Annotated in this window: 10 protein-coding genes; all 10 read right to left on the bottom strand. The window is 32.9% G+C overall.

The window, feature by feature from the left end; genetic code table 11:
- Positions 1 to 176 precede the first annotated feature (176 nt).
- Positions 177 to 1,724, bottom strand: coding sequence for a ribonuclease Y (gene rny, locus X927_RS04825; protein WP_425440364.1), 1,548 nt, complete (start codon positions 1,722 to 1,724; stop codon positions 177 to 179).
- A gap of 8 nt (positions 1,725 to 1,732) precedes the next feature.
- On the bottom strand, positions 1,733 to 2,203 hold the full coding sequence (locus X927_RS04820; RefSeq protein WP_103076971.1) for a regulatory protein RecX: 471 nt from the start codon (positions 2,201 to 2,203) through the stop codon (positions 1,733 to 1,735).
- Positions 2,181 to 3,287, bottom strand: a complete 1,107-nt coding sequence (gene recA, locus X927_RS04815) for a recombinase RecA (protein ID WP_103076970.1) — start codon at positions 3,285 to 3,287, stop codon at positions 2,181 to 2,183. The genes X927_RS04820 and recA overlap by 23 nt, the downstream gene beginning before the upstream one ends.
- Positions 3,280 to 3,888, bottom strand: a complete 609-nt coding sequence (gene thpR, locus X927_RS04810; protein ID WP_103076969.1) for an RNA 2',3'-cyclic phosphodiesterase — start codon at positions 3,886 to 3,888, stop codon at positions 3,280 to 3,282. Before thpR ends, recA begins: the two co-directional genes overlap by 8 nt.
- Before the next feature lie 21 nt (positions 3,889 to 3,909).
- The gene (pgsA, locus tag X927_RS04805) at positions 3,910 to 4,419 is read right to left on the bottom strand and encodes a CDP-diacylglycerol--glycerol-3-phosphate 3-phosphatidyltransferase (protein ID WP_103076968.1); all 510 of its coding nucleotides are present in this window, start codon (positions 4,417 to 4,419) and stop codon (positions 3,910 to 3,912) included.
- Positions 4,388 to 5,725 carry a 30S ribosomal protein S12 methylthiotransferase RimO gene (rimO, locus tag X927_RS04800; protein WP_103076967.1) on the bottom strand — a complete coding sequence of 446 codons (1,338 nt, stop codon included), beginning with the start codon at positions 5,723 to 5,725 and terminating at the stop codon, positions 4,388 to 4,390. The genes pgsA and rimO overlap by 32 nt, the downstream gene beginning before the upstream one ends.
- Before the next feature lie 31 nt (positions 5,726 to 5,756).
- The gene (gene iscB, locus X927_RS04795) at positions 5,757 to 7,031 is read right to left on the bottom strand and encodes an RNA-guided endonuclease IscB (RefSeq protein WP_103076966.1); all 1,275 of its coding nucleotides are present in this window, start codon (positions 7,029 to 7,031) and stop codon (positions 5,757 to 5,759) included.
- A 449-nt stretch (positions 7,032 to 7,480) separates the two neighbouring features.
- Entirely contained in the window at positions 7,481 to 10,171 is a 2,691-nt protein-coding gene (gene polA / locus X927_RS04790) for a DNA polymerase I (protein WP_103076965.1), read from the bottom strand.
- Positions 10,172 to 10,199: 28 nt separating this feature from the next.
- Entirely contained in the window at positions 10,200 to 11,531 is a 1,332-nt protein-coding gene (locus X927_RS04785; RefSeq protein ID WP_103076964.1) for a phenylacetate--CoA ligase family protein, read from the bottom strand.
- Between the two features lie 4 nt (positions 11,532 to 11,535).
- On the bottom strand, positions 11,536 to 12,084 hold the full coding sequence (locus tag X927_RS04780; RefSeq protein ID WP_103076963.1) for a macro domain-containing protein: 549 nt from the start codon (positions 12,082 to 12,084) through the stop codon (positions 11,536 to 11,538).
- Between the last annotated feature and the right edge of the window lie 450 nt (positions 12,085 to 12,534).

Raw genomic sequence — 12,534 nt, 5'->3', positions numbered from 1 at the left:
TTGTCCTGAATTTGACAGTTACAAAAGCATAAGAATTCTAAAACAGGCTTGAATAAATGAAAAAAGCGTTTTTTCATTAAGTACCCAGATGGTTCAAAATCTGTCATAATCAACACCTGATTTTATTATAAAAATAATATCTTAGGGGGATAAACCCCTAAGATATTAACTGATTTCTAACTTGCATAAGCTACGCTTCTTTTTTCTCTAATTACGGTTACTTTGATTACTCCAGGATATTGAACCTTTTCCTCTATTTGAACAGATATATCGTGCGCCAATTTTTCTGCGATTTCATCTTCAACTTTATCTGGTTGAACTATTATTCTCAATTCTCTTCCTGCTTGTATTGCATAAGCTTTATCTACGTATCTGAATGATTTTGCGATTTCCTCAAGTTGCTCGATTCTTCGAATGTAATTTTCCAATGTTTCTTTACGTGCACCAGGTCTGGATGCCGATAACGCATCACTTGCAGCAACTAAAACAGCTTCGGGTGTCATCGGGTCAACTTCGTTATGGTGATACTGTATCGCATTAACTACTTCTAATTTTTCTCCGTATCTCTTAGCAATTTGCCCTCCAACAATAGCGTGTGATCCTTCAACTTCATGATCAACAGCTTTTCCTAAATCATGGAATAAAGCCGCTCTTTTAGCTAGTTCAACGTTCAATCCTAATTCGCTTGCCATCATTCCAGCAAATTGCGCTACCTCTATTGAATGTTCCAATACATCTTGTCCATAACTGGTTCTAAATTTTAATCTACCTAGAAGTTTAATTATTTCAAGGTGTGGCTGTTTTATACCTACTCTCATTACCGCTTCTTTTCCTACTTCTTTTATGTATTCTTGGATTTCGTTTTTTGATTTCTCATAGAGCTCTTCTATTCTAGCAGGATGTATTCTTCCATCAGCTACAAGCATTTCAAGTGTTCTTTTTGCTATCTCTCGTCTTAATGGGTTGAACGAGGATACAACAACTATTTCTGGTGTATCATCGATTATTAAATCGGCTCCTGTGAGTTTTTCAAAGGTTCTGATGTTTCTTCCCTCTCTACCAATTATCCTTCCTTTCATGTCATCTGTAGGCAAGGATACAGTTGAGGTTGTTATTTCGCTGGTAACATCTGATGCATATCTTTGAATAGCGGTAGTGATAACCCATCTGGCATATTTTTTTGACTCTTCTTCGTAATAATCTTTTATTTCTTTGAACTTTTGGGCAATTTCTCTTTCATACTTATCTCTTGCTTCGTTTATTACTATTTGGCGTGCTTCTTCTTCAGTCATTTTTGCAATTTCATTTAATTTCGTCTCTAATTCTTTCTCTAATTTTTGGACATTTTCGTGTTGAGCTTCCAATTTTTCTTTCAGTTTTTCTAAGTTTTCTTCTTTTTTTGATAAACTTTCTTCCTTTCTTATTAATCTTTCTTCGTTGGTTTTAAGTTCTTCTCTTTGTTGCTTTGCTTCTAAATCAAATTGTTGTCTAAGTTTATGTATCTCTTCTTTTGCCTCTAGTAATTCTTTTTGTTTTAATGCCTTAGCTTCTTCTTCTGCTTTTTTTAATATCTTATCTATTTCTTTTTGTTTGTTTTTTATTTCAACTTCCAATTCTTCTTTTTTTGTTTTTAATGTAGAAATAACCCTTTTGTTTCCAATATTAATTCCAACAAGCAGAGATAAGATAAATATTGCTGCTCCTATAATTATATATACCAAAATTTCCAATTTTAATCACCTCTTAAGTTTTCAATAACAGAGTTTATAATGTCTGGCTCAAAACCTCTTCTATACAAGTAAGCTTTAGTTTTGAGAACGTCCTGTTTTCTTTCATAATAATTTTTTGCCAATTCTAAGGCAATTACATTTATATCTACTTCGTTTTTGACTTTCTCAAGGGCCTCAAAAATCAATCTTTCATCTACTCCCAAACGTTTTAATTCATGTTGTATAAACATGGGGCCTTTTTTGTCTAGAGTTAACTTGTCATATGTATATAAATACGCAAAAAGTTTGTCATCTATCAAACCACTCTTCTTGCATTTTTCTATAACTTTATCAATAACTTCTTCGTCAAAGCCTTTTTCTTTTAGACGGTCCGAGAGTTCTTTTTCTGATCTGGCACGATACTTTATTAAATTCAATGCAGATTTTTCAGCTGCTTTTTCATCTTTTGGATTAATTTTTTTGTGTTTCTTCATTTTTCTCTTTTTTGCTCTTTGACGAGTTAGATTCGAACTTTTCAATCAGATAATCGGGAATAATTAAATTGTGCTTCTTGCGAATAGTATATTCTAAATAATCAAGTATTTCAGGGTTTTCCATGAGATAACTAATTGAATTGGTTTTACCCTGTCCTAAACTGACTTCTTCACCATTTTCGTTGATATAAGAGAACCAAGCTCCTTTTCTTTGAATTAAATCTTCCTCTACAGCTAGGTTAAAGATATCGTTTTCTTTTGCGATGCCTCGTCCAAAGATCATGTCCACATTTGCTTGTTTGAAGGGTGGGGCAACCTTATTTTTTACGATTTTTAAGGTTGTTTCATTTCCTATCTGATCTTTTCCTTCTCTTATTGCACTACCTTTTCTTACCTCTACCCTGATCGTAGAATAAAATTTTAGTGCAATTCCTCCTGTAGTAGTTTCTGGGTTACCGTACACTACACCAATTTTCATCCTTACCTGGTTTATAAATATTACTATAGATTTGGATTTACTTATACTCCCAGCTAGTTTTCTTAGAGCTTGAGACATTAGCCTTGCTTGGAGTCCCATGTGAGAGTCTCCCATAGCTCCTTCTATTTCTGCTTTCGGTACCAGAGCGGCTACAGAGTCTACCACTATTAAGTCTACTATGTTAGATCTGATCAAAGAATCTACAATTTCAAGGGCTTGTTCACCATAATCTGGTTGTGAAACTATCAATTTGTCGACATCTACGCCTAGCTTTTTAGCATATTCAACATCTAAAGCATGTTCGGCATCAACAAATGCAGCTATACCGTTCAATTTTTGGACTTCCGCTAAGGAATGAAGAGCTAGTGTAGTTTTACCCGATGATTCGTTTCCAAATATTTCTACAATTCTTCCCCTTGGATACCCGCCAACACCCAAAGCTATGTCTAGCGATAAACATCCACTTGGTACAACGGATATATTGCTGTTATCCAATCCCTTGCCCATTATCATGACCGATCCTGTTCCATGATTTTTTTCTAACTCTTTAACAAGTTTCTCTAACAATTCTTCTTTATTTGTATCTTTAGAATCATTTTTAGCCATTAATGATGACGCCTCCTTCAAAGTCAACCGTGTAAAGTTTTTTATATATTGGGCCTTTCCTTGTTAGTTCAGAAGAGTATATACCGATAGAATTTACGTATACTTGGATTTGATCAAAAGTTACAGAATTAATTAGTTCTTTCCAATGGTTAGGGAACGATTTAACCCTTCCGACTGTAATATGAGGTAAAAAGTTGGTATCTTTAACCTCTAATTCTGAAATCTTTAGTACCTTTTTTATTTCTTCATACAAACCAATTAAGGTATTATCTTCTTGTATTCCCAGCCATAACACCTTTGGTTCAGAATCGTTTTCAAAGAATCCCATTTTATGGATATTAAAATGAAACGTGGGGAATCCGGATATTCTTTCACCGATTTTATAAGCCAACTGAGCTATCTTTTCCATTTTTTGATCCCCAAGGAAAAACAATGTTAAATGGACATTTTTTGCTTTTGTCCAATTGGCTTTAAATCCCATCCTTTGAAACCTTTCGATTAAATCATTTACTAACCCTTCTAATTTTTCATTAGTTTCGATAGCGATGAAGGACCTTAATTTATCGGTGTTGTAGCTATTTGTATTTTTTAGCTGTGTCATATACTAGGACTCCTTTCTTTATTAAAATTGCTTAGCGGTTTTTATAGTATAATTTACCCCTGATAATAGACTAATTATAACAGTCAAATAGATCAAAGCATTAACTAAAAAATTCCAAAGCATCAAGTATATTACAATGATTAAAGCAATTTCTAAGACGGTTTTTAGTTTACCAAACTTATCAGCAGGAACAACGATGTTTTTGTTTGCAGCTGCCATCCTTAAACCACTCACAAAGGTGTCTCTTGATACAATTATTGCTACAAACCATGCAGGCAAAATCCCAACACCTAACATTGCAATAAAAACGGAATTTATAAGTATTTTGTCAGATATTTGGTCAAAAAATTTGCCGATATCGGTAACCTGCCCTGTTCTTCTGGCAACATAACCGTCTAACCAATCAGTTAAAGAAGCTATAATAAATAAAACCAAGGCTACGATATAAAACGGTTCTCCAAAAATAGTTAAAATAAATATTGGAATGGCTAGTATTATCCTAGAAAAGCTCAACAAATTTGGTATGTTCATATTCAACGATTTCTCCTTCCAGATCATATTCGTATGAGCCAGTAATTCTTGCTTTGACGAAATTCCCTAAAGATAGTTCTTTGTCACCGTAATTTTTTATATATATATTTCCATCAATTTCTGGAGCGTCTAAATAGCTTCTTCCGATATAAACGTTATCTTCTTTCTCTTCCAAAAGAACTTCTAAAGTTTTACCTATATATTTTTCCATGATGTTTTTAGAAATTTCACTTTGAACAGTCATTAGTTCATTTTGCCTTTGTTTCTTAATTTGTTCATCAATTTGTTCTGGCAATGTGAATGACTTGGTATTTTCTTCTTTTGAGAATTTAAAGCTCCCCATTCGTTCAAATTTTATTTCTTTCACGAAATCGAGTAACTCTTCAAAATCTTCAGCTTTTTCTCCGGGGAACCCTACCATTAACGTGGTTCTTATAGCAGATGGTTCTTTTCTGATTTTCTCAAATAGTTTCATTAACTCATTTCTTTTCTTATGTCTGCCCATACTTTGCAAAATTTTATCAGAGATATGTTGAATTGGTACATCGAAATAATTTAATACTTTTTCATTTCTATGTATGCTTTCTATGATGTCTTCACTTAAGAAATCCGGATGTAAGTACATAACCCTGATCCAAAATCTTCCTTTTATATTGTTAAGTTTGTCTAGTAAATCTGGTAGTGCCTGCTTTTGGTAATTATCTATGCCGTACAATGTATTATCTTGGGATACGAGAATGATTTCTTTTACACCTTTGGATACCAAAAATTCTACTTCTTCGTTTATTTCTTCGATACTTCTGCTTTTTGGTTTTCCTTTGAACGTGGGTATAGAACAAAAGGCACAATTTCTACTACACCCATCCCCAATTTTTACGTATGCGTAGTGTGAGTCTGGAATCGCTCTAATTTTACAATCGTACAGAGTTTCAGGAATATCATTTTTAAAAAAATATTGACCATTTTCAACTTTTTCAACTATGGTTTTTGGAGACAACACACCAAATAATCCATCAATTTCAGGGATATCTTTAAGAATATCATCAAAATACCGTTGAGCTAAGCAACCTATTGGTATAACTTTTAGATTTTTGTTATTATCTTTTAAGGAGGCATATTCAAATATAGCTTCGATGCTTTCTTTTTTAGCTTCTTCGATGAAACCACATGTATCTATGAATATGTAATCAGCAAATTGAGGGTTACTTTCGTATTTGTGTCCTTTGCTTTGGAGCAACCCTTTGAATATTTCCATATCTGCATCGTTTTTTGGACAACCTAATTTTACTATGTGAAACTTTTTCATGAAAAATATCTGCAGGAGACTCACCATTTCCTTAAGAGGCGGAAGCCCGGTTCAGTGGTGAGAGGAATGCAGAATTTTCTCTCCTTTCCCATAATAGAGTTTTAGTTTTGCTTACTAAGATTAAATCTTTGCTTTTTGCACTTCTATGAATTACTGTGCCATCAACTTTTCTTATATCAAAGTATCCAGTTGAACGTCTTCCATATATGAAACATTTAATACCATTGTATTTTACTTTATCAAACAATCTAAAACCATGTACTAGATAAGGTGCTTGGTTAAGTTTTCTTATTCCTCCCTTTAGAATGTTAGCTTTGTGTATTTGTCTATTGTGTCGTCTAACTTCTTTAATGTGATAATAATGCTCTAATTGTTTTGCTTGAGGATGACCACTAATACATAAAGCGTCTATTCTATGTGTTTTAGGTAAACCATTTTGTATTCTTGTATTTTTAGTGATATATCCATAAGTTAGATGAATGTTAGGGTATAGTGTTTTTAATCTATTGTATAAAGTCCATCTCATAATACCCATAAATGTAGCATCTTTAAACTTTTGTCCTCTTTTAAAATTCAATTTAATCTTTCCATCGTGGTAATCCTTATGGCATGTTTCGCACAATGTAATTAAATTATTGGGTGCATCTCCACCTATTTGTCTACTTTCGATGTGGTGAATATTGAGTCTTTTATCTTTGGTTTTGCCTTTGCAGTGTTGACAGGTGTAGTTATCTCTCCATAGAACATATTCCCTTACATTCCAAAAATCTAATTGTTCCCCTTGTTGGTATTGTTTGCCTTCAATATTAGGATTCTTAATCTTTTGTATATCGAAACTTGCAACTTCTACTACAATTTTTGTAACAGGAAGCAAACTGTGAACTAGATCAATCAGTTTAATGTGCGATTTTATTTTATGTTCTACCGACGGTGCAAGCCATCCTTTGTTCTTACTGTGGACACGATTTAAAAAGCGTGGTTTCCTATACCTTGTTTTTCTGAAACGTCTATCTCTACGATACTGTCGTTTTTGAGATATAAGTTTAGGTATATCGTCCCTTAGTTCAACCTCTGCTGCAAAAAGTTCCTTATTTTCAGTAGTAGCAGACAAGCCTACAGTTTTACTTCCCGCATCTACTCCTAAAGTAATAGGTTGTTTATAACCGCTACTACCATAGAGGAGCTGAATGGTAAAAGGTTCTTTTCTAATAACCTTGGCTTTTTCCTCTTTAAGTAATTTTCTTGCCTTTGAAGGTTTACAAGGCATAAGAGGTTTCCCATGTTTGTTTAAAACGTACACTAACATAAAGTGTGCCTCCTTAATGGAGTTCTTCTCCTTCCCCAATGTTATATAGGCTTTTTACGTTTAGCTCACTATCCCTACCCCTCAGGATTGTTTAAAACTAAACAACAGAGCGACGGACCAGGAGAAACATCCGAAGGTGTTATGACCTATATAACGTAGCCCAATGATCTTCCTTAAGAGGCGGAAGCCCGTTTATCATGGCTGAGGGTAGTCAACTAAGGCTTGTTCATCACAAGTCCCCGTCTTTAGACGGTGGGTAGTTGACTCGATTCCTCCGATGATTTTATTATATACTACCTTTAAAATCTAATTATACAGCGCTCCTTCGCCCCGCTCCCACCTTCTTTATATCTATAAACGTCTAATTAGTTATTTAGATTATATCAGATTTTCTTTAAAAAATGAAAAAATTTTAATAATTTAGATATACATAATTATAATTATCATTATCATTTTTGCCAATTTTTACCGACACTGATATCAACTTTTAAAGGTATTTTTAATTTAACAGCATTTTCCATACAATCTTGAACCGTTTTTTTGGTTTCTTCTACGATTTCTTTAGGTAATTCTATTACAACTTCGTCGTGTACCTGAAGTATCAATTTTGCTTCTTTTGGAAGTTTTTTGTATAAATTGATCATAGCCAATTTCATAATATCGGCTGCAGTACCTTGGATAGGGGTGTTTATGGCTATTCGTTTCAACTCAGATTTGCCTGTTTTTATGTTTTTCAAAAATCTTTTCCTTCCAAATATAGTTTCAACATAACCTTTTTGCATTGCAGCCTTTAAGCTTGATTCTTGATATTCTTTGACTTTTTGGTAAGTTTTAAAGTATTTTTCCATAAAATCTTTGGCATCTTCTACGGATATTTTTAAATTCTCGGCTAGTCCATACGGAGATGATCCATACACCAGGGAAAAATTAACTACTTTTCCCACTCTTCTCATGTTGTAGTCTACATTGTCGATGTTTACACCGAATATTGCAGCTGCTGTTAAAGCATGTATATCTTCATCGTTATTAAAAGCATGTATTAAAGTTTCATCGTTAGATAGATGAGCTAAAACTCGCAATTCAATTTGTGAATAATCGGCACTGAGTAAAACATAATCGTCTTTTTGTGCCTTGACGGTGTTTCTAATTCTTTCTCCATCTTCTTCTCGTATGGGGAGATTTTGAAGATTCGGTTCGCTACTACTTAATCTACCGGTGGCTGTTCCCGTTTGGTTGAAAGATGTATGAACCCTACCAGTTTTTTTGTTAACTAATTTTGGTATAGCAATTATGTATGTAGAAAGAAGCTTTTGGTATTTCCTATATTCTAAGAGTTTTTCTATTATGGGATGCTCATCTCTTAGAGCTTCTAAAGAATCTGCATCTGTTGAATATGATCCACTCTTAGTTTTTCTTTTCCCCTTCAATCCTAAGTTTTCAAAGAGTAGTTCTCGAACTTGTTTTGGTGAATTTGGATTGAACTCATAACCGACGATTTTTTTCATTTCATACATTAACGAGCTTAGCTTTTTGTTATATTCTTCTTCTAATTTTTTAAGCTCTTTTAAATCAAAATACACACCATTCATTTCCATTTCTGATAACACATTTATAGTTGACATTTCGATTTTTTCAAACAATTCAATTAGTTCAAATTCTTCTAGTTTGGGCTTTAATACTTCAAATAATCGATAAGCAATATCTGCGTCTTCTGCAGCGTACTCAACAACCTTTTTCTTATCGATGTCTCCAAGGGTTAACAGTTTGATGTCTTTTCCCATAACTTCTTTGTATTTAGTTGTTTTATAATCCAAATATTCTTTGGCAAGATCATCCATATTGAACCTTCTGCTATCCGGGTTTAACAAATAAGCAGCTATCATACTGTCAAAATATACTTTACTTAATTCAATTCCGTTTACTTTCAAAACCGTCATATCGTACTTTAAATTTTGGCCAATGACCTTTTTATTGTTTAAAAGATTGACTATCTCCTTAGCTATTTCCCATCTATCTTTTTCTTTGTATAGATACAAAAAATATCCTTCAAACGGGTTGCAGCTTAAAGCGATTCCCACTATATCTGCTTGATATGGATCAAGGGAAGAAGTTTCAAGGTCAAAAGATATTATTTCATATTTCTCTAAGGTTTTTAATAGTTCTTTGTAATTTTGTGCGTTATATTCGTAATACTTGCCTTTTGCTGAGTAGTCTTTTTTTTCTGCTTTTGTTTTTGTTGCCGCTTTAGCTGAGTTACTTGATTTATCAGGTACATCTAACTCTTTCAATATTGAATTAAACTCCAATTTTTTGAGAAAATCTCGTAAATCGTCTCTGAATCCTTGATATATAATTTCTTTATCTTCAAATATTTCTTCTATTGGTGCGTCTACCATCAATTGGACTAATTTTTTACTCAGATATGCGGTTTCTTTTTCGTTTTTTAGTTTGTTTTTTGTAGAACCTTTTATCTCATCCAAATGTTGATACAGATCATCTAAATCCTTGTAATCCTGCAATAATTTTTGAGCCGTTTTTATTCCAATGCCTTTTACTCCAGGAATGTTGTCGGAACTATCCCCCATTAAAGCTAGCAAATCAGCGATTTTTTCTGGAGGAACCCCCATCTTTTTTTCCACTTCGTGTGCATCGTATTTTACCATTTCTGTTATTCCTTGTTCTGGTCTTAAGATATATACGTTATCCTTAACAAGTTGCATCATATCTTTATCCGATGTGATTATATAAACATTATCGTAGTTTCTTTTCTTTTTTGAAACTATTGTGGCTATGACATCGTCGGCTTCATAATTATCCATAGCAACTAATTTTACGCCCAATTTTTCCACCAGTTCGTATATGTATGGGATCTGTTGTATATATTTTTCAGGTGTTTCTGGTCTTTGGGCCTTATAGGTTTTTAATAATTCGTTTCTATAAGTAGTGGTTTTTTTGTCCATAACAAATATTATTGAATCTTCGCCTTTTTTAACGTATTCTTTGAGTAACTTTAAAAGCATTCGAGCTACTCCGTAGATGGCGTTTGTTGGCAAACCATCAGAAGTGTTCATCCAGTCTCCCAACGCAAAAAAGGCTCTATATGCTATTCCTGAGCCGTCTATTAAGTATAAATTTGCCATGTGAAACACCTTCTTTTCTTTTGATTTTTCACTCAATTAAAATTAATTTATATTTTCCGGTCTTTTCATCTGGCTTGATATCTTCCACGATTTTTACATCAAAATGGACGTTTTGCATTTTTTTCTTCTCTAGGATATTGGTAAGTTTGTTTCTAACTTCTTCTAAAATTTTATCTGAACGCTCTTTTTGTGAAACGACTATTTTAAAGACAAAAGATGAGTGATTCTTTTGGACGAATTGAAACTTAGTCACTCCTTTGACAAAAAATTCAGCTATAACGATTGGATGAATGAAATCTTTTTCACCGTTTTCATTTATAAAAAATGGAATTAACTCATTTCTTCCAATAACTTGTTCGATCTTTGTAAAGGGCCATACCCCTTCGCTATCTTTAGATTTTTTTAGGATATCTGTTAATTCATATCTTATTATAGGTTGGGTGTAATTATATAAGTTTGTCAAAATTGTTCTATCTTCTTTAATTTCAAGGTAAACCGCATCATCGTATATGTACATACCTTTTAAATCTTCCCTGTAAACACCCATCGCCAATGACTCAGAAGTTGCATAACTATCCACTATTTCAGCATCTTTCCAAGCCTCTTTTAAAAACAGTCTTACATTTTTTAATAAAGGTTCTCCACCACAAACTATCACTTCTGGGTGGATATTCAAAAGACCTTCATTTTGAAACTGTGCCAAGGATCTTATACCAAAGGGATACCCTGTGAGATTGTCAGGTTGAAAATCGTTAAGCTCTTTTAAGTAGGTTTTGATAGGTTTGTTTATATCCATTACCATATAATCTTTATAGAAAAACTTCTCAGGTTGATTTAGTGGAGAGAGGAACAAACTTATGGCAGCATAATGTCCATCAACTGCGCCTATAAAGGCATATTTCTTTCTTTTGAGAGTAAAATTTGAAAACATCCTTGTTGAAATAGCTTTAATGAAATCCCATTCTCTTTCACTATACAAATAATATCCAACCATTCCGGTTGTTCCAGAACTGTGTATTACATGGTACTTGTTTAAAAGTAAAGAAGTTGGATTCGGATTATTTTTTAAAAAGTCTTCCACTTTGCTTTTAGTGATTTGGTTATCTTTAAAGAACTTATTAAAATTATCAATTATAAGGTTTTTATTGATCATTGGTAATTCGTTTATGGGAATCTCTTTCAGCATGTTTTCTTTTATTCCGTAAGATCCATAAAAATCCTTATAAAAAGGTATTTTTCTATAGGCGTATTTTAATATCTTTCTAAATTTCTTTTCTCTTAATTCTAATATCTTTTTTCTTGAACAATTAAGATTTTTACGTAGAGAGTAATAATAGTAAACTGTTCTTAGAAAACTCATATTCTCAAAATTCTTTCAAAAAATAATCCAAGTGGTCTTCGCCATATATTACAAATCTGATTTCCTTTAAAAATTGTGGATTGGTATTTATAAAATCATAGACTGCTTTTTTGTAAACTGGAACCGCTTTTTCTATGGGATAACCGTATATGCCTGCACTTATAGCGGGTAAGGCCAGTGAATTCAATTTTAATTCTTCTGCTTTTTTCAAAGAATTGAAAACGGCATCATACAATAACTTTTCTTCTTTTTGGCCGCCTCCATTCCAAATAGGTCCAACAGCGTGGATTATGTACTTGCATTTTAACTTTCCTCCAGTTGTTACTGCGACATTTCCAGTTTCGACTTCACCGTATTTTTTGATATATTCGTTCGATTCTTTTTGAATATCTGGTCCTCCTTTTCTTGCTATTGCTCCAGCTACTCCACCACCATGTTGCAAATGTGAATTAGCAGCATTTACAATAGCATCTGTTTCTTCAATAGTTATATCACCGGATACTAATTTAATTTCAACGTTGTTGACTTTTATTTCTTTTATAATTTTGTTCATGCATTAACGCCTCCTAAAAAGATTAAATTTGTATTGTCTTTAGTAACTCTAAAACTTGTGTTAGCGCCTCTTCACCCATACGTTAAGGGGTAAACCCCTTAAGATCCCCAAGTTTAGAAGCAAAGTTTATCATTAAAAAGCTTTTTGCACAAGACTGCAAAAAACATAGTTTGCATACTGCAGCAAACGCTCCCCACCCATAAGGATTAAAGAGTCTTTTCAACCATTATAGTTAATGTTTCTTTTATTATATCAAAAGTTAGTAGACTACCCCAAATTAAAATCCAATAATGAGAAAATAAGAGATTTTTGATAATAATCACAAATAACCGCCTATAATCAATCGTAATCACGAATAATCAGATTTTGAAAATAATATTTTTTTCTGTATAATAAAAATGAAAATTTTCTTTTTATTTTGTATTTTTGAAAAAATTTTTTAGTAGTAAT

It is taken from the genome of Petrotoga mexicana DSM 14811, assembly GCF_002895565.1.
In the GTDB taxonomy this organism is placed as follows: domain Bacteria; phylum Thermotogota; class Thermotogae; order Petrotogales; family Petrotogaceae; genus Petrotoga; species Petrotoga mexicana.
This window is presented reverse-complemented; position numbering and strand designations above follow the sequence as displayed.